The organism is Methylobacterium sp. WL9, from assembly GCF_008040035.1.
GTDB classification, from domain to species: domain Bacteria; phylum Pseudomonadota; class Alphaproteobacteria; order Rhizobiales; family Beijerinckiaceae; genus Methylobacterium; species Methylobacterium thuringiense.
Genome location: NZ_VRVE01000002.1, coordinates 46,635 through 69,264, shown reverse-complemented (window position 1 = coordinate 69,264; position 22,630 = coordinate 46,635). Strand labels below are relative to the sequence as shown.

The window sequence follows — 22,630 nt, the reverse complement described above, 5'->3', positions numbered from 1 at the left end:
ATCCAAGATGTTCAGCCGTCATTGCCTGCACGCGCCGTGCGCACCGTTCCCCGGCTGGCGACGCTCGGCAATGCGTCCTGGCCATTGCCCGGCACGACGACGACGCGGGCGATCTGGCCGTTGAGATAAGCCTGCAGGAACCTGTTGTAGTCGCGAAACGAGATGCAGCCGTTCGAGGCGCCGTTCGGGCCCAGCATGTAGGTGTGGGCCAGGAGGCCCGCCCGGCCGTAGATCGAGGCCGCGCCGCCGACGGGGTTGAGGCGGATGGCACGCACGCCGTGAAAGAGCGCCTCGCGCTCGGTGAGGTCGTAGACGCCTGGCGGCGTCGCACCGCGCATCTTGGTCGCAACGGAGCGCGGATCGTCCATGCTCTCGCCAAGGCCGGAATGGGCCTCGAGTTTCTCGCCATTGGGCAGCGTCACGGTGCGGGCGCTGATGTCGTAGACGGCGACGCCGCCGCCCGAGGGTGGGACCGGCGCCGGAGCGACCTGCCGCGGAATCGCCGAGGCGGCCGGCGGCTGTTCCAGCGCGGCATAGGCGAGCACGGGGCTCGTCGGCGCCGGTGCGACGCCGAACAGCTTGTCGAAGAAGGAGCGCGTATCCTCCACCGGTGCCTGCGGCACGGCGGCGGCGACGCGGCGCGAGGCCCGGTTGCTCCGAGAGAATTGCAGCGGATTCGGGCCACGCAGTTCGGGCGGCCGCGGGACCGGCAGCGGCACGGTCTGAGCGAGCCGATCACCCGACTCGGCTTCCGGTTCGGCCGACGTCGCCTGCTCCTGCCGGGCGAACGGAGTGGTTGTCTCGATGGCCGCCACGATATCGGAGGGAGCGGCCGGCGAAGCTGGGACGGCCTCCACGGGCGTCGCAGGGGACGGCGACAGCGACGCGAGGAGGGCGCCGCGCAAGGTGTTGATGGCGTCGTAGTCGAGGGCCGGTCCGGGCTGTGCTGCCTCGGCAACGGCCTCGGAGACCGAATCGCGGTGACCGCCGACAGCTGCGATTCGGGCCGAGTACGAGAGTCCGCCGACGATGCCCAGGCCCGTGACCGCGACCAGAACTCCTCTCAACAGGGCCGGACCACGGCGGCGGAGTTGGAGAAGGCGGGGGGCGTGGCCGTCCGGCGGGGCTGCAGCGTGTTCCATGCGGTCAGTCGGCCCCTCGTCGCCTTGCGGATGCTTGCCCCGCCTTGATCGCGTCGGGCCGATAGCATTCGCCGTGCATCAGACAGCCGGGCCCGCCCGGCTTTTATGGGGCGACAGCATGGTGAATCTGGGCCGAAGCGGGGCGGTTCGCGTCCGGATCGGCACGAGAGCATCGCCACTTGGTGAGGACGGATGCGGACCGGGCATCGTTCGGGCCGCCAACGGTCCTGCGACGAACGGACATGCGCGTTGTCGGGTGACCGGCTGCCTGTTAGAGCGGCGCCGGCAAACCCTGCCGAGACGCCCGCGACCGGTCCTGGTGTTCAACCGCTTCCTCCCTCCCGAAACGCGCTACGCGCGGCGCATGGCGCGCATCGCGAAGTTCGAGCGGCCGATCGTCGGAACGCTCTCGCGGGCCGGGGCCTGGGCGAACATGCTGCTCGTCGACCACGGTGTGTTCCGGCTCGCCTATCTCAACCGGCACCGCGTCGGCAGCGGGATCATCTGGCGATCGGCCCAGCCCAGCCCGCACCAACTCGCCTGGTTCAAGCGGCAGGGCGTGCGCAGCGTGATCTCGCTGCGCGGTGGGCGCGAGCATGGCTCCTGGCCTCTTCAACGCGAGGCCTGCGAGCGCCAGGGCCTCAAGCTCGTCGAGTTCGTGCTGCGCTCGCGGGAGGCTCCGGCCAAGGAGACCATCCTCGCGGCCAAGGACTTTTTCGCGGGCGTCGAGTATCCCGCCGTGATGCACTGCAAGTCCGGCGCGGACCGGGCCGGACTTGGCGCCGCATTGTTCCTGATCCTGCATGAGGGCGTCTCCGTGCGGGAAGCGGCGGCGCAGCTCTCGCCGCGCTACGGCCATTTCCGCTTCGCCAAGACCGGCATCCTCGACGCCTTCTTCGCTACCTACCTGCGCGAGGGCGAGGCGCGCGGCCGAAGTTTCCTCGACTGGGTCGAGCACGACTATGATCCCGAGGCGCTCAAGCGCGATTTCCGGCCGGGCTTCTGGTCGGATCTCGTGGTCGACCGCGTCATCAAGCGCGAATAGGCGCGGCGTGGCTCTCTTGGAGACCGGCAGGCGGGCGCTGCGTCGTGGCCGCGCCCTCCTGCCCTGGACCACCGTCGTCGCGCGAAACGCTTCGGCCGGGCGGACCGGGCCGCGGATCGCAGTGATCGGCAATTGCCAGGCCCGCGGCGTCGCACGCTCGCTGACCGTGCTGCTGCCGAATGCCCGCGTCGACCTGATGCCGATCGGTACGCTCGGCAAGGGTCGGCGCAGCCTGAGTGCCTTCGCCGAGAGTTTGAGGGCCTACGACCACGTCTTTTCACAGCCCTTCCTGACGGGACGCTTTCGCGACGGCGGCTCCGCAGAACTCGTCGAACTGCTGCCGCAGGCACGGCTGTTTCCGGCAATCGTGTTTCCGGCCTTTCATCCCGACATGGTCTATGTCGGCGATCTCGGCTCGGGGGCGGAGGCGGCCCTCGTCCCCTCCCCGCTCCACACTTACCACTCGGCCATCACCCTGTTCGGATACCTGCGCGGCGTATCCGCCGCGCGCATCGTCCGGCTGTTTCGCGAACAGACCTTCGCCGCCCTCGGCTATCTCGATGGCTGGCAACTGTCTGCCGAGGACCTGGCACGATCGAGCCGAGCCGTCGGCGTCGACCTTACGCCGGAGATCCTGCGCTGGTCGCGCAGGGGCGCGTTCATGCATGCGATCAACCATCCGAAGCTGTTCGTGCTGGCGGATCTCGCAGCGCGACTCGCGCGCGACGCCGATCTCGCCCCCGCCGATCTGTCCGTCGACGCCTATCTGGTCGACGACCTGCTCGACGACGTGATCTGGCCGATCTATCCGCCGATCGCCGACGTGTATGGACTGGCCGGCTCCTACACGTTCAAGCAGCGTACGGCGCCCGGTGCGGCCCCGTCGATGCTGGATCTGCAGACCTTCATCGCAGGGAGCCTCGCGCTCTACGACACGATGCCGAAGACGCGGCTGACCTGCCACCGGACCGAGCACTGGTCCAGTGCGCCTGAGATTCGAGCCCTATTCGACGCCGCCTGACGCTAGAGCAGGCTGCGAAAAAGTGGCGACGGTTTTTCGCGCGAAGCCTGCTCTAAACTTTTGAATCGATCATGCCTCGGGTTCAGCGCCCTTGTCTCCAGCCCGCTCGGCGAGGCGCGCCAGCGTGGTGAGTTCCCGGAACCAAGTGCGCACGGGCTTCGCCGGCGTTCCGCCCCAGCGCGATCCCGGCGGAACGTCGCGGTTGACGTTGGACGACCCGGCGATCTGCGAGCCCATACCGATGCGCACGTGGCCGACCACGCCGACCTGCCCGCCGAGCACCACGTAATCTTCCAGCGTCGTCGATCCGGAAATGCCGACACCGGAGACGATCACACAATGCCGCCCGATCACCACGTTGTGGGCGATCTGGACGAGATTATCGATCTTGGTGCCCTCGCCGATCACGGTGTCGCGGCTCGCACCGCGGTCGATCGTGGTGTTGGCACCGATCTCGACGTCGTCCTGGATGATGACCCGGCCGATCTGCGGCACCTTGAGATGGCCGGCCGCGCCCATGGCGAAGCCGAAGCCGTCCTGGCCGATCCGAACGCCGTGATGGATGATGACGCGGTTTCCGACGAGCGCATTCGTCAAGGTCGCGCCCGCGCCGACGGACGAGTCCCGCCCGATGCAGACGTTCGGACCGACGGCTGCCCCAGGTCCGATCACGCTGCCCGATCCGATCTCGGCACCCGGTCCGATCACGGCGCCCGGATCGACGCGTACGCCGTCTTCGAGGCGTGCCTCGGGATGGACATGCGCACCCAGAGAGACGCCAGCCGATCCGAACAGCGACCCCGGCCGCAGCGCGTCGGGATGGAGTCGTCCGAGGAGCGCCGCATAGACGCGGTAAGGGTCGCGCACGACGAGCGCGACGGTTCCGGCAGGGACGCGTGCCGAGAAACGCTTCGAGACCAGACAGACCCTGGCCCGGGTCTGCGCCAGCGCATCGCCGTATTTGGCATTGTCCATATAGGCGAGATCGTCCGGCCCAGCGCTTTCGAGCGGGGCCGCTCCGGTGACGATTGCGGCAGGGTCGGCGCCTTCGGGTAACGGGATCCCGGCGGCCTCGGCGATGTCGGCGAGGCTCAGCGTGCCGTTGGTCGTGAAGAAGGCGCGGTCCGACATCAGGCGATCACGGTGGTTGCTGCGGTCATCCGGTCCAAGACCATGGAACGGCAGGAATTCCAACAACCAGGAGCATTTTCGAGCGACGTCGCTTCCGCTCTACCGTGAGGGAATGCGGGTCCGCCAGAAACGACGAAGCCCGGAAACGACTGGCGTTTCCGGGCTTCTGCAGAGATTGCCGCCGCCCGGAGACCGGGCGGTGCGTCGTTGAGATCAGAAGCGCGAACCACCCGAAAAGCGGAAGGCCTGGATCTGGTCTTTGCCGACGCGGCCGAAGGCCGTCTGAACGCCCTCGTCCTTGCTGAGCGCGTAGGCGTAGTCGAAGCGGATCGGTCCGAGCGGCGAGTTCCAGAGAATCGAGGCGCCGACCGAAGAGCGGATCGTGGGCTTGTCGCGCACGTTCACGCATTCCGGCTCGACCCTGATCGCGCCGGTACCGATGCTGGTGAAGTTGCAGCGGCCGCCGGGGCCGATGCCGTTGATGAGGGCGTCGCCGTTGACGTTGAACTGCGTCTGACCGCTGTAGCCGAACAGGGTACCGGCATCGGCGAACACGGCGCCCTTCAGGCCGAGATCCTTCGGGATGAAGGGGATCGGGAACTGAACTTCGAGGGTGCCGCCGAAATAGGTGGTGCCGCCGATGGCGTTCGAGCGGGCGTCGGTCGTTCCGACGTCACGCGGGCCGATACCGTTCGGGGCGAAGCCGCGAACGAGCGACGGGCCGAGGAAGAACTGGTCGGTGATGCGGAGCGGCTCGTCGTTGAGGGCCGAGATGTGACCGCCCTGGATACGGACGAAGCCGACGACGTCCTCGTAGAGTTCCTTGTAGTAACGGGCATCACCCGTGACGCGGAAGAACTTCGAGTCGCCGCCGAGACCGGCGATGTCGGGCTTGATCTCGCCGTAGAAGCCGTTGGTGGGCCGGGCGATGTTGTCCAGCGTCGAATAGGCGAGCGTCGCACCGACGAGCGAGGTCAGCGTGTTACCCTGAGAGCCCTTTAGAGCGATCGAAGCCTCGCCGTCATAGGCGCAGTTCGGATATAGCGGCGGTCCGTTAGCGGAACCGGCAGTGATAGGTTGCCCATCCTGCCCCAGCGTGTAGCCCGGAATCGGGATCGAGCAGTCGTTGTAGGGCCGCTTGATCGTGTTCGGGACCGTCAGCTCGGTGTTGTACAGCGAGTAACGGAACGTCACGCCGAGTTCCTGCGTGATCGGCAGGCCGATGCGGAGCTGGCCGCCATAGACCGTGGTCTCGTAGCGCGAGAACCGGGTCAGGTCTGAATACTTGTAGAAGGCATCGAAGCCGGCCGCGAGGCGGTAGCCGAGGAAGTACGGCTCGGTGAACGAGAAGTCGACGCCCTTGGCGTACTGGCCGCCGGTGCCGGCGATGCGCACGTACTGGCCGCGGCCGAGGAAGTTCGACTCCGAGACCGAGACTTCGCCGATGATGCCGTCCTGGGTCGAGTAACCGCCCGAGACCGAGAACGACCCCGTGGGCTGATCCTCGACGTCGATGTTCACGACGACACGGTCGGGGGCCGAACCGGGCTCGTTGGAGAAGCGCACCTTCTTGAAGAAGCCGAGCCCGTTCAGCCGGCGCTCGGCACGGTCGACCAGCACCCGGTTGTAGGCGTCGCCCTCGCCGAGATCGAGCTCGCGGCGGATGACGTAGTCCCGCGTGCGGGTGTTGCCACGCACGTTGATGCGCTCGATGTAGACGCGCGGGCCGTCCTCGACGACGAAGCCGAGCGCCACCTGATGGGTGTTGCGATCGCGTTGGCCGGTGGGGCGGACCTGGGCGAAGGGATAGCCCTGGCGGTTGACCTCAGTGGTAACGCCCGAGAGCGTCTTCTCGACGTTCTCGGCATTGTAGACGTCGCCGACCTGGGCGCGGATCTCGCCGTCGAGGGCGCCCTGGTCGACGCCGGGCACGCGGCTGTCCACCGAGACGGCGCCGACGGTGTACTGCTCGCCCTCTTCGACCGTCACCGTGACGACCCAGCCGGCCTCGCCGTCACCGTCGACGTAGCGGGCATCGGCCGAGACGACGCGGAAGTCGGCGTAGCCGTTGCGGAGGTAGTAGCGGCGGACGATCTCGAGATCGGAGGCGATGCGATCGGGATCGTAGACGTCGGAGGTCTTGATGAAGCTCAGGAAGTTCATCTCGGAGGTGGTCATCAGACCCTTGAGGGTCGATTCCGAGTAGACGTTGTTGTTCACGAACGCGATCTGGCGCACGCCGGTCTTGTCGCCCTCGTCGACCTGGAACACCACGTCGGTGCGGCCGTTCGGAAGATCGACCAGACGGTAGGTCACCTTCGCGCCGCCGCGGCCCGAGCGGCGGTAGGTCTCGCGGATGCGCTCGACGTCGGCGGCGATCACGGCGTTGCTGAGCGCACCGCGGTCCTTCGACTCGACGACGCCCTGGAGCGTCGCCTTCTCGAGCTTCTTGTTACCCTCGAAGACCACGCGGCCGATGATGTTGTTCTCACGCACACGAACAACGGTGGTCCCACCGCGCGCAGAAACCTGGACATCGGAAAACAGGCCGGTGGAGAGCAGGTTTCGCCGCGCCTCCTCGGGCGACCCGGAGGCCGTCCCGGTCACGTAGGAGCGGATGGTATCCGATTCGACCCGGCGGTTGCCTTCGACGACGATCTGCTGCGCGAATGCCGCGCCGCTCAGAACGACGCCGACAGCTGCGGTGGCGATCAGTCCGATGGTCCGCTCCGCCGACTTGCGCCGGCGCTTCCCCGTCATCGAGATCATGTATTCGCCCGTCTCTTTATTATCAGTACGGGTTCGCACCCGCAGACGTCCGCTTTTGCAGCGTAACGCCTTCTGGTCCCAGCCACGCTTCTATCGGGATTCCGAAGCGAAGCAACGGCTACAGGGACGACCCAAAGGGATTTTGGCGGGTCGTGGCCTTCGGGCAACTTAACGATGCAGGGGAGTTCCGCACGATTTCACGACAGGGTGAACGCCCCGTAAACATCGGAAGCGCCGAGGCTTTTTCGAAAAGCCTCGGCGCTTCTTCAGGGTTCGTGAACGGTTGGTTTTTGGACTTTTTCATGGCGGGCAAGCCGATAACGCCAAGCCCGCCGGTCCTGCACTCCCGGCTCAGGTCCCGCGGGGACTCCAGGATGCGACCGCATTGAAAATGTCGTTCTTGGTCGCGAACAGCATCAGCATCAGAACCAGCGCGAGGCCGATGCGGAAGCCGATTTCCTGCACGCGCTCGCTCAGCGGACGGCCGCGGATCGCCTCGCAGGCATAGAACAGCAGGTGACCGCCATCGAGGAGCGGGATCGGAAAGAGGTTGAGCAGGCCGATCGAGACCGACAGGAACGCGATCCAGTTGATGATGCCGCCGACACCGCCGACCCGGGCGACCTCGCCGGAGACCCGCGCGATGCCGATGGGACCGGAGAGCTGGTCGACCGATTCCCGTCCCGTGACGAGCTTGCCGAGGAAGTTGATGGTGCGCTCGACGATGAAATAGGTTTCCTGCGAGCCGAACGCGAGCGAATCGAGCGGCCCGTAACGGACCACCTTGCCCTCGTTGCCCTTCGGACCCTGGATGCCGAGGCGGCCGAGGCGATGGCGGCCGAACGGCGTCGTCTCCTCGTAGACTTCCGGCTTGGCGGTGAGCCGAGTCTCGGCGCCGGCGCGCTCGACGGTGAAGACGAGATTCGAATCGGCGTTGGTCGAGACGATCCGCTGCATCCCGTTGAATGTGCCGACCAACTTACCGTCGATCGCCTTGATGACGTCGCCGGGCTCGAAGCCGGCGCGCGCGGCGGCGCTGTTCGGCATCACCGCGTCGACGCGTGGCGGGATTTCGTAGCGGCCGGCAATCCAGATCGCGCTGCTGTAGACGGCGATTGCCAGGATGAAGTTGGCGATCGGCCCGGCCGCGACGATGGCGGCACGCTTGGCGACGGACTGGGTCGGGAAGCTGATGGCCCGCTCGTGCGGATCCATCTTCGCGATGGCTTCCGGGTCCGGCACGCTGGCGCCGTTGGCGTCGCCGACGAACTTGACGTAGCCACCGAGTGGGATGGCGCAGAGCTTCCAGCGGGTGCCGTGCCGGTCGTTGAAGCCGACGATTTCCGGCCCGAAACCGATCGAGAAGGCATGGACGCCGACGCCGCACCAGCGTCCGACCAGAAAGTGGCCCATCTCGTGGACGAAGACCACGATCGTGAGCACGACGAGAAAGGTGAGGAGCGCGCTGAAGAAGCCCGCCGCCGTGCCGCTCATGGCGGTCAGAAATTCCATCGTTCCATCCCCTCGCCGCGGCTTTCGTGATCCGGTCGGCACACGGATGCAAGTGCGGCGGCAATCCCGGATCGTCGCACGGCCCGCACCCGTTCGCGAGCCCCCATCCCGGCAGTTGCTCGCTTTCCCCGCTGTCCCCGATATCCGTCAGCCGGCGGCGCGGGTCTCGGCCAGACTCTCCGTCGACCAGGTCCGTACCTCGGCATCGATCGCCAGTGCCTCGTCGATGTCGCCCGGGGCGGTGCGGAAGGCAGGCGCGAAATGCTCGCAGGCCCGCTCGACCAGTGCGGCAATTCCGTAGAAGGAAATCTCGCCGCGGATGAAGGCTGCGACTGCGATCTCATTGGCAGCATTCATGACCGTCGGCGCGGCGCCGCCCTCGGCCAGGGCCGCGCGGGCGATCCGGAGGCAGGGAAAGCGCTCCTCGTCGGCCGGTTCGAAGGTCAGGCTGCCGGTGGCGGCGAGATCGAGACCCCGGCCGCGGGCGATCGACAGGCGGTCGCCGAGGCCGAGGCAATGCGCGATCGGGACGCGCATGTCCGGCATGGCGAGGCCGGCCGTCACCGCGCCGTCGCGCCAGGTGATGAGGCCGTGCACAATCGATTGCGGGTGGACGATGACGTCGAGGCGGTCGTGCCCGATGGCGAACAGGTGATGCGCCTCGATCAGTTCGAGGCCCTTGTTCATCAGCGAGGCCGAATCGATGTTGATCTTCATCCCCATCGACCAGGTCGGATGCTTGGCGGCCTCGGCGGCACTCGCCGCCTGGATGCGCTCCCGCGTCCAGGTCCGGAACGGGCCGCCGGACGCCGTGATCGTCATCTTGGCCACATCCGAGACCGGGCCGCCGCCCAGCGCCTGAGCCAGGGCATTGTGCTCGGAATCCACGGGCAACAACAAAGAGTTGTAGCGCTTGGCGTCGCGCATGAAGGCGTCGCCGGCACAGACCAGGCTCTCCTTGTTGGCGAGGGCGATGGTGCGCCCGAGGCGAAGCGCGGCGTGCGTCGGCTTCAGGCCGGCCGCACCGCTCACCGCCGCCACGACGATGTCGGCGTCGCGCGAGACCGCCTCCAGCACCGCGCTCTCGCCGGCACCGTTGGGGATGCCGGAGCCCGAGAGCGCCTCGGCCAGGGCAGGCCCGGCGCTGTCGTCGGCCAGGGCGGCGAAGGAGGCGTTCGTCTCTCGCGCGAGCTTGGCCAGGGACGCGGCATCGCGGCCGCCGACCAGGGAGCCGACGCGGAAGCGGTCCGTATGCTGCGCGAGCAGGTCGGTGGTGGAGGCGCCGATCGAGCCGGTGGCGCCGAGGATGGAGACGGTGAGCACGATTCTTCCCCTCAGGCCGGCAGCGTCTCGCGGGCCAGAACAACGTGTAAGATTAGATAGATGCCGACCAGCAGCGCGACGGCGAAGAAGCCGTCGAGGCGATCCATCACGCCGCCGTGGCCCGGGATCGAGCGTCCCGAATCCTTCACGCCGTAGCGGCGTTTCAGGGCGGATTCGAGGAGGTCGCCGGCTTGGCTGACGATGGAGGCGGCGGCGCTGGCCAGCGCGACGGCCGGGAGCGGCAGGGCGGCGAGCGTGCTCCAGCCGTGGTCGCGCGCGATGAGCACGACGGCGAGGCCCGCGAGGGTGCCGGCGGCGAGGCCGCCAAGGGCGCCGGACCAGGTCTTCTTCGGGCTGACGCGCGGCAGAAGCTTCGGTCCACCTAGGCTGCGGCCGGTAAAATACGCAATGATATCCGTGCTCCAGACCACCGCGAACATCCAGGCCGGCCCGACCAGGCCGATGCCGGGCATCTCGCGGAGCACCGTCGGCACCACAGCGATGACGGCGCCCCCGAGGAGTCCGGCGACGGCATTGCGGCGCGCGGAGCCGTCGCCCCTGGCGAGCCCCAGCATCGCGGCGAGGCCCAGTGCGAAGACCCCGAGAACCAGCCAGGGCGGCGCGCCCGCTAAGATGACGAGGATAGCCACGGCAAGCACCGCGCCGTTCGCCAGGGTCAGCACCAGGGTCGGTTCGGTGCGGCTGATGGTGAACCACTCGGCGGCCCCGACGATACCCGCGGCCAGCCAGACCAGTGCGAACGGCCAGCCTCCCACGACGAGCGCGCCGAGCACGACGGCCCCGAGCACGATCGCGGAGATAACGCGCAGAAAGAACTCGCGAGAGGCGAAGGCCGTGCGTGGCGCCGGCGAAACGCCGGCTTCGTCTGGATGCGTCATCCGCCGCAACCGTTCCGGGAGGCCACCGTGACGGTCCGGCACGCACCGTGCGAGCGGTTCACCGCGCCTCTCCCCCGATCTTCGAGCCGGCACGATCCTAGCGGCCCGCGCCTAAACGGATTCATGCGGGTCTCAAACCTGCATGATTTCCTTCTCCTTGGTGGCGAGTACCTGATCGACCTCGGCGATGAACGAGTCGGTCGCCTTCTGGACGTCGCCGGCCTGACGCTTCTCGTCGTCTTCGGAGATCGCGCCGTCCTTCTCGAGCTTCTTGAGATGGTCGAGGCCGTCGCGGCGCACGTGGCGCACGGCGACGCGGGATTCTTCCGCGTATTTGTGCGCGACCTTGACCATCTCCTTGCGGCGCTGCTCGTTCATCTCGGGGATGCGCAGCCGGATGGTCTGGCCTTCGGTCTGCGGGTTCAGCCCGAGGTCGGATTCGCGGATGGCCTTCTCGACGGCGGTGACCATGGAGCGGTCCCAGACCGAGATCGAGAGCAGGCGCGGCTCCGGGACGCTCACGGTGGCGACCTGCGCCATCGGCATCGCCGATCCGTAGGCGTCGACCTGGATCGGGTCGAGGATGCTCGGCGTGGCTCGGCCCGTACGCAGCGAGCCGAGATCCTTGCTCAGCGATGCGATGGCGCCCTGCATGCGGCGCTTGATGTCGTCGAGGTCGAATTCGGGGAGTGCAGCCATGTTTTTACAGTCGTCCCGTCGCAGTCCGGGGCGCTCTTGTCACGGATGCGGAGGCCGATCCGTCGAGAAAAAGCGCCGCTGGGCAGGTTTTCGATGCGAAGCCCGGACGCCGGCGAGGGGCCGGGCTCACTTGCGGCTTCCATGAACGAAATCGGGCAGCCTCGCAAATCCGCAAGCGCCGTTCGCGACGTCCCAAGGCTGGAAAAGCCTGAGATCGCAACCGATCTCTCGCGAGAAATGCCGGGCGCCGTGTGTCCGCACGTTCGGGCCGACCACAACGGCGCCAGCTCGGCCGAGCCGATCGGTTCCGGCGACCTCCGGCCGCGCCCCATGAGTGTGGTCGCGGGCCAAAGGGGAGCTAGTTTAGAGCAAATCCATAATACAGCGCCGCGGCTGCGGCGTGACACCGGCTGGCGGGCGCCCCCCGTCCAGGCTGCGGTTCGGAGAAAGCGGCATGAAACATCCCGGAGAGTTCGCACTCAACCGGAGGGACCTGGTCGCGGGCGCGTCCGCCTGCACCGCCCTGACCGTGATGCCCCTGACGGCGCGGGCGGAAGCCCCCATCGCCGACAGGGCGGTCAAAACGCCCGTCTCCCTCACGATCAACGGTCGGCGGCACGACCTCGAACTCGACACGCGCACATCGCTCCTCGACGCGGTGCGGGAGCACGCGCACCTCACCGGCTCGAAGAAGGGCTGCGACCACGGCCAGTGCGGCGCCTGCACCATGATCGTGGGGGGCCGGCGCATCAATTCGTGCCTGACCCTCGCGATCATGCACCAAGGCGATGAGATCACGACCATCGAGGGTCTGGGCAAGCCGGACGCCCTGCACCCGATGCAGGCGGCCTTCATCAAGCACGACGGCTACCAGTGCGGCTTCTGCACGCCGGGCCAGATCTGTTCGGGCGTGGCTGTGCTCGACGAGATCAAGGCCGGCATTCCGAGCCACGTCACCGCCGACCTAACGGCGGCGAGCGAGGTCACGGCCTCCGAGATTCGCGAGCGCATGAGCGGCAACATCTGTCGATGCGGCGCCTATTCCAACATCGTCGACGCGATGACCGAAGTAGCCGGGAGGCGCGCATGAAAGCGTTCACTTACGAGAAGCCCGCCTCGCCTGCCGAGGCCGCTTCCGCCGCCGCCCGCATGCCGGACGCCAAGTTCATCGCCGGAGGCACCAACCTCCTCGACCTGATGAAGCTGCAGATCGAGACACCGGCGCATCTCGTCGACGTCAACGGGCTGGGGCTCGACACGATCGCGGCGACGCAAGAGGGCGGCCTGCGCATCGGCGCCCTGGTGCGCAACACCGATCTCGCGGCCGACGCAAGGGTTCGTACGGATTACGGCGTGCTGAGCCGGGCGCTCGTCTCGGGCGCGTCGGGGCAGCTGCGCAACAAGGCGACGACGGCCGGCAACCTGCTGCAGCGCACCCGCTGCCCGTATTTCTACGACACGGCCCAGCCCTGCAACAAACGGCAGCCGGGCTCGGGCTGCGCGGCGATCGGCGGCGTCAGCCGGCAGCTCGGCGTGATCGGCACGAGCGAGGCCTGCATCGCGACCTATCCCGGCGACATGGCGGTGGCGATGCGGGTACTCGATGCCACCGTGGAGACGGTCGATGCTGAGGGGGCCGCGCGAAAAATTCCGGTGGCCGAGTTCCATCGCCTGCCCGGCGACACGCCGCAGATCGAGACCGCTCTGAAGCCCGGCGAGCTGATCACCGCCGTGACCCTGCCGAAGCCCGTAGGCGGCACGCAGGTCTATCGCAAGGTCCGCGACCGGGCCTCCTACGCGTTTGCCCTCGTCTCCGTGGCGGCGATCGTCCAGCGCGACGGTTCTGCGCGTGTCGCCTTCGGCGGAATGGCGCCCCGGCCCTGGCGGGTCGAGGCGGCCGAGGCCGAACTGGCCAAGGGCGCCAAGCCGGCAGCCGAGCGGATCTTTGCCGGCGCCAAGCCGACCCACGACAACGCGTTCAAGCTGAAGCTCGCCGAGCGCACGCTCGATGCCGTGCTCACCGAAGCGAGGGGCTGATCCATGAAGTTCGACACACCCGCAGCCCAGAACCCGATCGACCGGCTCACGGTGATCGGCAAGGCGACCGACCGGATCGACGGTCCCTACAAGACCACCGGCACGGCGCCCTACGCCTACGACTGGCACGATCCGGCCCTGAAGCCGGCCTACGGCTTCGTCCTCGGCGCCGGCATCGCCAAAGGCCGCATCCGGTCGATGGACCTGTCGGCGGCCAAGGCGGCGCCCGGCGTGATCGCGGTCGTCACCGCCGAGAGTGCCGGCCAGCTCGGCAAAGGCCAGTACAACACCGCGCCGCTGCTCGGCGGCCCGGAGATCGCGCACTACCATCAGGCCGTGGCACTCGTCGTCGCCGAGGGCTTCGAGCAGGCCCGCGCCGCGGCGGCCCTGATCAAGGTCGATTACGACGCGGCCAAGGGCACGTTCGATCTCGCTGCGGCCAAGGATTCGGCCAAGCCCGCCAAGATCATGAAGGACCCGGGCGATACGGCGGTCGGCGATTTCGAGGCCGCCTACGCCAAGGCGCCGGTTCGGGTGGAGGAGACCTACACCACCCCCGACGAGGCGCATGCGATGATGGAGCCGCACGCCTCCATCGCCTCCTGGGAGGGCGACAAGGTCACGCTCTGGACCTCCAACCAGATGATCGACTGGAGCGTCGGCGACGTCGCCAAGACGCTCGGGATGCCGAAGGACAAGGTGCGCCTGATCTCGCCCTTCATCGGCGGCGGATTCGGCGGCAAGCTGTTCATCCGCTCAGACGTGATCCTCGCGGCCCTCGGTGCCAAGGCGGCCGGACGCCCGGTCAAGGTCGCGCTGACGCGGCCGCTGATGTTCAACAACACCGTCCACCGGCCGGCGACGATCCAGCGGATCCGCATCGGCGCGAACAAGGACGGCACGATCACCGCCATCGGCCACGAGAGTTGGTCCGGCAACCTCCCCGGCGGCCGGCCGGAAGCCGCAGTCTCGCAGACGCGCCTGCTCTATGCCGGCGCGAACCGGATGACGGCGACGCGATTGGCCACGCTCGACCTGCCCGAGGGCAACGCCATGCGCGCCCCGGGCGAGGCACCGGGCCTGATGGCCCTCGAGATCGCCATGGACGAGGTCGCGGAACGGCTCGGCATGGACCCGGTCCAGCTGCGCATGCTCAACGACACTCAGGTCGACCCGGAAAAGCCCGACAGGCCCTTCTCGAAGCGCGAGTTGATCGCCTGCCTCCGCGAGGGCGGCGAGCGCTTCGGCTGGAGCAAGCGCGTCGCGACGCCGGGTCAGGTCCGCGACGGGCGCTGGCGGGTCGGGATGGGCGTCGCCGCCGCGTTCCGGAACAACCAGTTGATGACGTCGGGCGCGCGCATCCGGCTTGGACCCGACGGCACGGTCACGGTCGAGACCGACATGACCGATATCGGCACCGGCACCTACACCATCATCGGCCAGACCGCGGCCGAGATGATGGGCGTGCCGCTCGACAAGGTGACGGTGCGGTTGGGCGACTCAAGCTTCCCGGTCTCGTCCGGCTCCGGCGGCCAGTGGGGTGCGAACAGCTCGACCTCCGGAGTCTACGCGGCTTGCATGAAGCTGCGTGAAGCGGTGGTGCAGAAGCTCGGTTTGCCGGCTGCGGACGCGGTGTTCGCGGACGGCGAGGTCCGTTCGGGCGGCAAGAGCGTGAAGCTGGCGCAGGCTGCGTCGGCCGGCGAGATCGTCGTCGAGGACGCGATCGAGTTCGAGGGGCTCGCCAAGAAGTACCAGCAATCGACCTTCGGCGCGCATTTCGTCGAGGTCGGAGTCGATGCCGCCACCGCCGAGATCCGGGTGCGGCGGATGCTGGCGGTCTGCGCGGCCGGGCGCATCCTCAACCCGAAATCGGCCCGCAGCCAGGTCATCGGCGCGATGACCATGGGCGTCGGCGCAGCACTGATGGAGGAACTCGCGGTCGACAAGACCCGAGGCTTCTTCGTCAACCACGACCTCGCCGGGTACGAGGTGCCGGTGCATGCCGACATCCCGCACCAGGAGGTCGTCTTCCTCGACGAGGTCGATCCGATCTCCTCGCCGATGAAGGCCAAAGGCGTCGGCGAACTCGGCATCTGCGGAGTGGGAGCTGCCATCGCCAACGCGGTCTACAACGCCACCGGCATCCGCGTGCGCGACTATCCGATCACCCTCGACAAGCTCCTGGAGCGGATGCCCGACGCCGCCTGACGGAAGCGGCGGCGGCTCCGGCCGCTGCCGCCTCGGACGTCTCTTACGGCACCACGTGTGTCGAGGGGGCCTCGCCCATCAGGATCGCCTTGATCGACGACGGGGCGTGGACCGAGCCGACGACGATCGAGAGCCGGCTCTCTCGCGCTAGCGCGAAGGCGGCGGTGTCCATCACCTTGAGGTCGCGCGCGATGGCCTCGTCGTGGGTGAGGCGGTCGTAGCGGGTGGCGGTCGGGTCCTGCTTTGGATCGGCCGAATAGACGCCGTCGACCTGCGTCGCCTTGAGCACGGCGTCGCAGCGCAGCTCCGCCGCGCGCAGGACGGCGGCGGTGTCGGTGGTGAAGAACGGATTGCCGGTGCCGCCGGCGAGCACCACGACCTGCCCCTTGTCGAGGTGATGCAGGGCGGGCTGGCGGGCATAGGTCTCGCAGATCGTCGGCATCGAGACCGCCGACATGGTGCGGGCCGAGACGCCGGCCGCGTTCAGCGCCGTCTCGATGGCCAGCGAGTTCATGACGGTGGCCATCATGCCGAGGGAGTCGCCGGTGGCCCGGTCGATCCACCCGGCGGCTGAGATGCGGGCGCCGCGGATCAGGTTGCCGCCGCCGACGACGATGGCGATCTCGATGCCCTGCTCGGTCACCCGGCCGATATCCTCGGCGAGGCCGGCCAACGTCTGCGGATGCAGCCAGTAGCCGTCTGGGGCGGCCAGCGCCTCCCCGGAGAGCTTTACGAGGACGCGGCGAAACGGCGTCGTCTCCGGCATCGAAGGCTCTCCATGGCCGGCCCGAGCCGCCATCCGATTGATGATGTCGGCGGCTTCTAGAGCATGGGGCGGGCCATGGGAATTCGGTTTCGGGCGGTCACTCCGCCGTCATCGCGAGCGGAGCGAAGCGATCCAGGGCCGCACCCACGACGTCGTGCGTCGGCCCTGGATTGCTTCGCCTGCGGCTCGCAATGACGTGGAGGGTTTGAAACGAGAAAGGGCGGCCTCTCGGCCGCCCTCTTCAGTCCCTGCACTCTGACAAAAACTAGCGCGACATCGCGGCGACTTCGGCCGCGAAGTCCGGGCCCTCTTCCTTCTCGATGCCCTCGCCGAGTGCGTAGCGCACGAAGGCGGTGAGCTTGACCGGGGCGCCGGCCTTGCCCTCGGCCTCCTTGAGGACCTGGGAGACGGTCTTGGAGCCGTCGTGGACGAAGGGCTGCTCGAGGAGGGTGACCTCCTTGTAGTAGCTCTTCAGGCCACTCTCGACGATCTTGGCCATGACGTGGTCCGGCTTGCCGGCGTTCTTCTCGCGCAGGATGTTCGACTCGCGCTCGAGCACGGCCGGATCGACGCCCGAGGCGTCGAGCGCCACTGGGTTCGTCGCGGCGACGTGCATGGCGATCTGGCGGCCGAGGGTCGACAGGAAATCGACGTCGCCCTCGGATTCAAGCGCGACCAGCACGCCGATCTTGCCGAGGCCGGGGCTGACCGGGCCGTGCACGTAGTTGGCGACGACGCCCTTCGACACGTCGAGCTTGGCGACGCGGCGCAGGGTCATGTTCTCGCCGATGGTGGCGATGAGGCTCTGCAGCTTGTCGGTCACGGTCTCCTGCGAGCCCGGGAAGGTCTTGGCCTGCAGGCCTTCGAGGGTGCCGTCGGAATCGAGCGCGAGCTTGGCGGCTTCGCGGGCGAAGGCCTGGAAGCTGTCGTTGCGGGCGACGAAGTCGGTCTCGGAATTCACCTCGACCAGCGCGGCATGGTGGCCGGCGGACTCGACGGCGACGAGACCTTCGGCGGCGACGCGGCCGGCCTTCTTGGCAGCCTTGGCGAGGCCCTTCTGGCGCAGCCAGTCGACGCCGGCCTCTAGGTCGCCGGCGACCTCGGTCAGGGCGCGCTTGCAGTCCATCATGCCGGCGCCGGTCTTCTCGCGAAGCTCCTTCACGAGGGCTGCGGTGATCTCGGCCATGGGATTCTCTCTCAGCGAATGGGGGGCGGCGGTGGGGTCGTGAATGGTCTTTGAAGTGAGTGAGCCCGGCGCTTGGATAAGCGCCGGGCTTTGCAGTGAAGTGACGCGCGATCGGACCGGGCCGACGCCCGGCCCGAACCGGCCTCTAGGCAGCGGGGGCGTCGAGCAGGCCGCGGGCCTGGGCGATCCAGCCGTCGCGCTCGATGCGGCCGTTGAGCTTGAGGTCGGCGTCGAGCTTGGTGACGTCGTCCGGGGTCATGGCGACGAGCTGCCAGTAGTGCCAGACGCCGGCGTCGTTCAGCTTCTGCACGATCTGCGGACCGGCGCCGTGCAGCTTGCTCAGGTCGTCCGGTGCGCCGCGCGGAGCGGGGAGCAACTCGTAATGCTCGGTCGAATCGGCGAGTGCGGCGACGTCGGCCTGCGTGATCGCGTCGGACTCGATCGAGGCCGGGGCGGAGGTCTCCTCGGGCGGCAGCTCCTCAGCGGTCGGCTCGACGGAGGCGCCGGTGTCGACACCCGACTGGCCCTGGCCGCGGCCGATGCCCTCGATCGCCGCGCGGGCGATAAGATCGCAGTAGAGCGCAATGGCGCGGCCGGCGTCGTCGTTGGCGGGCACGATGTGCGTGATGCCCTCGGGATTGCAGTTCGTGTCGACGATGGCGGCCACCGGGATGCCGAGGCGGTTCGCCTCCTTGATCGCGAGCTGCTCCTTGTTGGTGTCGATGACGAAGATCAGGTCGGGCACGCCGCCCATATCCTTGATGCCGCCGAGCGCCTTCTCAAGCTTGTCCTTCTCACGCGTGAGCATGAGGCGCTCCTTCTTGGTGAGGCCCGTGGCCCCGCCTTCGAGCGTCTCGTCGACCTTGCGCAGGCGCGCGATCGAGCCGGAGATGGTCTTCCAGTTGGTCAGCATGCCGCCGAGCCAGCGGGAGTTGACGTAATACTGGGCGGAGCGCTTGGCGCTCTCGGCGATCGCCTCGGCCGCTTGGCGCTTGGTGCCGACGAACAGCACGCGGCCGCCCTTGGCGACCGTGTCGCTCACAGCCTGCAGCGCAGTGTGGAGCGCCGGCACGGTCTGGGCGAGATCGATGATGTGGATGTTGTTGCGGGTGCCGAAGATGTAGGGCTGCATCTTCGGGTTCCAGCGGTGCGACTGGTGACCGAAATGGGCGCCCGCTTCGAGGAGCTGACGCATAGTGAAATCGACGGCCATATCCGTTTTTTCTCCGGTTTGATTCCGCCGCGGAGGATGTCGCCGGCTGAGATGCCGACCACCGGAAGGCCTCATTCAGGCATGAGGCCGCCTCCGCGTGTGGGATGGGCGGTGGCGTTAGCAGATTTGCGCGATTTCATGCAAGCCGCAAATGACGGCGCCGATCAGCGCAGGAACCGCAGTGGCGGATTGCAGTCCAGACGCCGACGGCCTCAGGCCACCCCGGCCCGCAGCAGATCGTGGATGTGCAAAATCCCCACCGGCCGCCGCTCGCTCGTCACGAACAAAGCCGTGATCCGCTTGCGGTTCATCAGACCGAGCGCCGAACTCGCCAGCAGGTCCGGCTCGACGATGATCGGGTCGGCGGTCATCACGTCGCGCACCGGCGTGTTGAGCAGGGCCGGGCCCATGTGGCGGCGCAGGTCGCCGTCGGTGACGATGCCGACGAGGCGGCCGTCGGCGTCGGTGACGCCGCAACAGCCGTAGCGTCGGCTGGCGATCACGATCAAGGCCTCGGACATCACGGTATCGTCCCGCACCAGCGGGACCTCGCTGCCATCATGCATGAGCTGCTGCACGTTCTTCAGGCGCGCCGCGAGCTTGCCGCCCGGATGCAGCACCTTGAAGCCGGCGGAGGTGAAGCCGCGCTTCTCGATCAGCGCCACGGCCAGCGCATCGCCCAGCGCCAGCTGGATCAGGGTCGAGGAGGTCGGCGCGAGGTCGTACGGGCAGGATTCGCGCACCCGGGGTAGCGCCAGCAGGACGTCGGCGGCGCGGCCGAGCGTGCTGTCGGGCTTGCTCGTGATCGCGATCAGCGGAATCGAGAACCGGCGCGAAAAGCTGACGACGTCGCCGAGTTCGGCGGTTTCGCCGGACCAGGACAGGGCGATGATCACGTCGTCGGGCGCGATCATGCCGAGATCGCCGTGGCTCGCCTCGGTCGGGTGGACGAAGAAGGCGTGGGTGCCGGTGGAGGCGAGGGTCGCGGAGAGCTTGCGGCCGATATGGCCGCTCTTGCCGACGCCGCAGACGATGACTCGGCCCTTGGCCTGCACGATGGTCAGTACCGCCCGTTCGAAGGCCTCGCCGAGATCGCCCTCGAACGCCGCCGTCAGCTCCCGCATTGCCGCCATGCCGGATTGCAGGCTGCGCGTCGCCGACAGGCGGATGTCGTCCGTCGCGTCCTGCGCCGGGACGAGGCTGAGATTGCGGAAGGGAACCGTCTCGGTCGCGGTCTTCATGTGCCGGTATCGACTCCAGGCAGTCCCCGTCATCGGGACACGACGTGCCGAACGACTGCGAAAGATCTCGGAAAATCGCGTGCGCGCAGGGCGTTGAACCTGCCGTTCGAGGGTGTGTAGACGGTATGGTTTAATTGTGACGGTTGCCGCCCCGCTCGCGCGGCAGAGCCATTTCCGGCCGGGCGGCGAAGGCCTATCTGACAAGCGCAATGCGCCTCCTCATCATCGAAGACGACCGCGAGGCCGTCGCCTACCTCGTCAAGGCCTTCCGCGAGGCCGGCCACGTCGCCGACCAGGCCTCGGACGGGCTCGACGGCTACGCCATGGCCCGCGAGGGCGGCTACGATCTACTCATCGTCGACCGCATGCTGCCGAAGCTCGATGGGCTCTCGCTGATCCGAAGCTTGCGCGAGCAGGAGGTGGCGACGCCAGTGCTGATCCTCTCGGCGCTTGGCCAGGTCGACGACCGGGTCAAGGGCCTGCGCGCCGGGGGCGACGACTACCTGCCGAAGCCCTACGCCTTCTCGGAGCTGCTGGCCCGGGCCGAGGTGCTGGCCCGCCGGCGGTCGAGCACGGCCGGCGCGACCGAGGCGACGGCGTACCGCGTCGGCGACCTCGAACTCGACCGGCTCTCGCACCGAGTCGTGCGGGCCGGCCGCGAGATCGTGCTGCAGCCGCGCGAGTTCCGGCTGCTCGAATACCTCATGCGTCATGCAGGCCAAGTGGTGACCCGGACGATGCTGCTGGAGAACGTCTGGGACTACCATTTCGACCCGCAGACCAACGTCATCGACGTCCACGTCTCGCGGCTGCGCGGAAAGATCGACCGCGGCCACGAGCATGCGCTGATCCAGACCGTGCGCGGCGCCGGCTACGTCGTCCGCGCCGAGGAGCCGCGCGCGTCGTGAGTGGCCCGGCGCCGCATCGCGAAAACCTGCTGGCGCGGGTCGGCAAGCTTTTTCGCACCACGGCGTTCAAGCTGTCGCTGGTCTATCTCGCCGTCTTCGCGGTCTTCGCGGTGTTGGCGCTCGGCTACGTCGCCTGGAACGCGCGCAGCGTCCTCGACGACCAGATCGTCCAGACCATCGAGGCCGAGATCAACGGGCTGCAGGAGCAATACACCACCGGCGGCCTGCGCAAGCTCATCACGGTGATCGAGCGCCGCGCCAAGGAGCCCGGTGCCTCGCTCTACCTCGTCACCACGCCGGCCGGCGAGCATATCGTCGGCAATGTCGGCTCGCTGCCCTCGGGGCTGCTGTCGAGCTCCGGCCAGTTCGAGATTTCCTACGGCCGCGACGCAGATTCGAAGGACGTGCAGCACCGCGCCATCGTGCGTATCTACACCTTGGCCGGCGGCTTCCGCCTGCTCGTCGGCCGCGACATCGAGGAGCGCGACAGGCTACGCGCCGCCATCGGCAACACCTTCGGCACCGCGCTGGCGCTGATCCTGCTGCTCGGGGTCGTCGGCGGCTGGTTCGTGGCGAGCCGCGTGCTCAAGCGCGTCGACGACATGACCGAGACCACACGCAGCATCATGGCCGGCAATCTCGACGGGCGCCTGCGCGTGGCCGGCACCGGCGACGAGCTCGACCGGCTCGCCCAGAACCTGAACCTCATGCTGGAGCGCATCGGCGAGCTGATGCGCGGCATGCGCGAGGTCTCCGACAACATCGCCCACGACCTCAAGACGCCCCTCACCCGCTTGCGCAACCACGCCGACGAAGCGCTCCGCGGCGAGCGCTCGCCGGAGGAGCTTCGGACGGCGATCGGGGCGGTGATCGAGGAGAGCGACGGGCTGATCCGGGTGTTCGAGGCGCTTCTCACCATCGCGCGCCTCGAAGCCGGGAGCGCCCGCGAATCTTTCTCGGAGATCGATGCCGGCCAAGCCTTGCGCGAGGTCGGCGAACTCTACGAAGCGCTGGCCGAGGAGAACGGGCTGACGCTCACCGTGGACGCGGAGCCCGGCCTGATGCTCCACGGCAACCGCGAACTCGTCGGCCAGGCGCTCGCCAACCTCGCCGACAACGCCATCAAGTACGGCGCGTCCGGCAGCGGCGAACGGCGCATCGCGATGACGGCGCGGCGCGGGCCGGACGGGATCGAACTCGTCGTCGCCGACCATGGACCCGGCATTCCAGAGAGCGAGCACGGCCGCGTGCTCGACCGTTTCGTGCGGTTGGACGACGCCCGGTCGCGCCCCGGCTTCGGGCTCGGCTTAAGCCTCGTGAACGCGGTGGTGCGGCTGCATGGCGGGACACTGGCCTTGCGAAACAACGCGCCGGGTCTCGCGGTTAGGCTGTCGCTGCCGGTCGCCTGAAGGCCCGGCGCGAAAGCGACACCCGCTTGGTCACATGCTAGGAGACCGGCATGCTTCATGTGCCGCCGCGCGACCCTCTCCATCGAGACCGTTTTCGCGATGCGCCCCTGCCGCGCTACGG

The 22,630-nt window shown here is 68.1% G+C and carries 18 protein-coding genes; 7 read left to right on the top strand and 11 right to left on the bottom strand.

Annotated features, from left to right (window positions below):
• Window positions 1-11: 11 nt before the first annotated feature.
• Window positions 12-1,142, bottom strand: a complete 1,131-nt coding sequence (locus FV217_RS01340) for a DUF2778 domain-containing protein (protein ID WP_147813534.1) — start codon at window positions 1,140-1,142, stop codon at window positions 12-14.
• A 319-nt stretch (window positions 1,143-1,461) separates the two neighbouring features.
• On the opposite strand from FV217_RS01340, the gene FV217_RS01335 reads away from it, so the two are divergent.
• Both FV217_RS01335 and FV217_RS01330 read left to right on the top strand, forming a co-directional pair.
• Window positions 1,462-2,187 carry a tyrosine-protein phosphatase gene (locus FV217_RS01335; RefSeq protein ID WP_147813532.1) on the top strand — a complete coding sequence of 242 codons (726 nt, stop codon included), beginning with the start codon at window positions 1,462-1,464 and terminating at the stop codon, window positions 2,185-2,187.
• Window positions 2,188-2,194: 7 nt separating this feature from the next.
• A complete protein-coding gene (locus FV217_RS01330; protein ID WP_147813530.1) occupies window positions 2,195-3,208 on the top strand; it encodes a WcbI family polysaccharide biosynthesis putative acetyltransferase in 1,014 nt (337 codons plus the stop codon).
• 69 nt (window positions 3,209-3,277) lie between these two features.
• Here the strand turns inward: FV217_RS01330 and lpxD are convergent, their stop codons facing one another.
• From lpxD to frr, 6 genes are all read right to left on the bottom strand, one after another.
• Complete coding sequence (gene lpxD, locus FV217_RS01325) at window positions 3,278-4,339, bottom strand: UDP-3-O-(3-hydroxymyristoyl)glucosamine N-acyltransferase (RefSeq protein ID WP_147813528.1); 1,062 nt, start codon at window positions 4,337-4,339, stop codon at window positions 3,278-3,280.
• Between the two features lie 213 nt (window positions 4,340-4,552).
• Window positions 4,553-7,108, bottom strand: a complete 2,556-nt coding sequence (gene bamA / locus FV217_RS01320) for an outer membrane protein assembly factor BamA (protein WP_147813526.1) — start codon at window positions 7,106-7,108, stop codon at window positions 4,553-4,555.
• A gap of 351 nt (window positions 7,109-7,459) precedes the next feature.
• Window positions 7,460-8,620 (bottom strand): RIP metalloprotease, encoded by a 1,161-nt coding sequence (locus FV217_RS01315; protein ID WP_147813524.1) that lies wholly within the window; start codon window positions 8,618-8,620, stop codon window positions 7,460-7,462.
• A gap of 147 nt (window positions 8,621-8,767) precedes the next feature.
• Window positions 8,768-9,946, bottom strand: coding sequence for a 1-deoxy-D-xylulose-5-phosphate reductoisomerase (gene dxr, locus FV217_RS01310; RefSeq protein WP_147813718.1), 1,179 nt, complete (start codon window positions 9,944-9,946; stop codon window positions 8,768-8,770).
• 8 nt (window positions 9,947-9,954) lie between these two features.
• Window positions 9,955-10,842 carry a phosphatidate cytidylyltransferase gene (locus FV217_RS01305; protein WP_147813522.1) on the bottom strand — a complete coding sequence of 296 codons (888 nt, stop codon included), beginning with the start codon at window positions 10,840-10,842 and terminating at the stop codon, window positions 9,955-9,957.
• 132 nt (window positions 10,843-10,974) lie between these two features.
• Window positions 10,975-11,541 carry a ribosome recycling factor gene (frr, locus tag FV217_RS01300; RefSeq protein WP_147813520.1) on the bottom strand — a complete coding sequence of 189 codons (567 nt, stop codon included), beginning with the start codon at window positions 11,539-11,541 and terminating at the stop codon, window positions 10,975-10,977.
• Window positions 11,542-11,995: 454 nt separating this feature from the next.
• Between frr and paoA the strand changes: the two genes are divergently transcribed.
• Genes paoA through paoC form a run of 3 tightly spaced genes read left to right on the top strand, consistent with a single transcriptional unit; the run spans window position 11,996 to window position 15,786 of the window.
• Window positions 11,996-12,631, top strand: a complete 636-nt coding sequence (paoA, locus tag FV217_RS01295) for an aldehyde dehydrogenase iron-sulfur subunit PaoA (protein ID WP_147813518.1) — start codon at window positions 11,996-11,998, stop codon at window positions 12,629-12,631.
• Complete coding sequence (locus FV217_RS01290) at window positions 12,628-13,578, top strand: xanthine dehydrogenase family protein subunit M (RefSeq protein WP_147813516.1); 951 nt, start codon at window positions 12,628-12,630, stop codon at window positions 13,576-13,578. Before paoA ends, FV217_RS01290 begins: the two co-directional genes overlap by 4 nt.
• A gap of 3 nt (window positions 13,579-13,581) precedes the next feature.
• Entirely contained in the window at window positions 13,582-15,786 is a 2,205-nt protein-coding gene (gene paoC, locus FV217_RS01285) for an aldehyde oxidoreductase molybdenum-binding subunit PaoC (protein WP_147813514.1), read from the top strand.
• A gap of 43 nt (window positions 15,787-15,829) precedes the next feature.
• Here paoC and pyrH read toward each other — a convergent pair whose 3' ends face one another.
• From pyrH to FV217_RS01265, 4 genes are all read right to left on the bottom strand, one after another.
• Complete coding sequence (gene pyrH / locus FV217_RS01280; RefSeq protein WP_147813512.1) at window positions 15,830-16,552, bottom strand: UMP kinase; 723 nt, start codon at window positions 16,550-16,552, stop codon at window positions 15,830-15,832.
• Between the two features lie 265 nt (window positions 16,553-16,817).
• Window positions 16,818-17,738: a translation elongation factor Ts gene (tsf, locus tag FV217_RS01275; RefSeq protein WP_147813510.1), complete on the bottom strand. Its 921-nt coding sequence runs from the start codon at window positions 17,736-17,738 to the stop codon at window positions 16,818-16,820.
• Window positions 17,739-17,883: 145 nt separating this feature from the next.
• Entirely contained in the window at window positions 17,884-18,951 is a 1,068-nt protein-coding gene (locus FV217_RS01270) for a 30S ribosomal protein S2 (protein ID WP_147813508.1), read from the bottom strand.
• A gap of 212 nt (window positions 18,952-19,163) precedes the next feature.
• Window positions 19,164-20,084, bottom strand: a complete 921-nt coding sequence (locus FV217_RS01265) for a KpsF/GutQ family sugar-phosphate isomerase (protein ID WP_147813715.1) — start codon at window positions 20,082-20,084, stop codon at window positions 19,164-19,166.
• Window positions 20,085-20,401: 317 nt separating this feature from the next.
• On the opposite strand from FV217_RS01265, the gene FV217_RS01260 reads away from it, so the two are divergent.
• Together FV217_RS01260 and FV217_RS01255 are read left to right on the top strand one after the other, a co-directional pair.
• The gene (locus FV217_RS01260) at window positions 20,402-21,100 is read left to right on the top strand and encodes a response regulator transcription factor (protein ID WP_147813506.1); all 699 of its coding nucleotides are present in this window, start codon (window positions 20,402-20,404) and stop codon (window positions 21,098-21,100) included.
• Window positions 21,097-22,509: an ATP-binding protein gene (locus FV217_RS01255; protein ID WP_147813504.1), complete on the top strand. Its 1,413-nt coding sequence runs from the start codon at window positions 21,097-21,099 to the stop codon at window positions 22,507-22,509. Before FV217_RS01260 ends, FV217_RS01255 begins: the two co-directional genes overlap by 4 nt.
• The last annotated feature ends 121 nt before the right edge of the window (window positions 22,510-22,630 follow it).

Coding starts and splice junctions, on each gene's coding strand:
- paoC (WP_147813514.1), top strand. CDS start 13,582: ATGAAGTTCGACACACCCGCAGCCCAGAACCCGATCGACCGGCTCACG.
- pyrH (WP_147813512.1), bottom strand. CDS start 16,552: ATGCCGGAGACGACGCCGTTTCGCCGCGTCCTCGTAAAGCTCTCCGGG.
- frr (WP_147813520.1), bottom strand. CDS start 11,541: ATGGCTGCACTCCCCGAATTCGACCTCGACGACATCAAGCGCCGCATG.
- FV217_RS01315 (WP_147813524.1), bottom strand. CDS start 8,620: ATGGAATTTCTGACCGCCATGAGCGGCACGGCGGCGGGCTTCTTCAGC.
- FV217_RS01340 (WP_147813534.1), bottom strand. CDS start 1,142: ATGGAACACGCTGCAGCCCCGCCGGACGGCCACGCCCCCCGCCTTCTC.
- FV217_RS01270 (WP_147813508.1), bottom strand. CDS start 18,951: ATGGCCGTCGATTTCACTATGCGTCAGCTCCTCGAAGCGGGCGCCCAT.
- FV217_RS01260 (WP_147813506.1), top strand. CDS start 20,402: ATGCGCCTCCTCATCATCGAAGACGACCGCGAGGCCGTCGCCTACCTC.
- lpxD (WP_147813528.1), bottom strand. CDS start 4,339: ATGTCGGACCGCGCCTTCTTCACGACCAACGGCACGCTGAGCCTCGCC.
- FV217_RS01290 (WP_147813516.1), top strand. CDS start 12,628: ATGAAAGCGTTCACTTACGAGAAGCCCGCCTCGCCTGCCGAGGCCGCT.
- bamA (WP_147813526.1), bottom strand. CDS start 7,108: ATGATCTCGATGACGGGGAAGCGCCGGCGCAAGTCGGCGGAGCGGACC.
- paoA (WP_147813518.1), top strand. CDS start 11,996: ATGAAACATCCCGGAGAGTTCGCACTCAACCGGAGGGACCTGGTCGCG.
- FV217_RS01265 (WP_147813715.1), bottom strand. CDS start 20,084: ATGGCGGCAATGCGGGAGCTGACGGCGGCGTTCGAGGGCGATCTCGGC.
- FV217_RS01305 (WP_147813522.1), bottom strand. CDS start 10,842: ATGACGCATCCAGACGAAGCCGGCGTTTCGCCGGCGCCACGCACGGCC.
- tsf (WP_147813510.1), bottom strand. CDS start 17,738: ATGGCCGAGATCACCGCAGCCCTCGTGAAGGAGCTTCGCGAGAAGACC.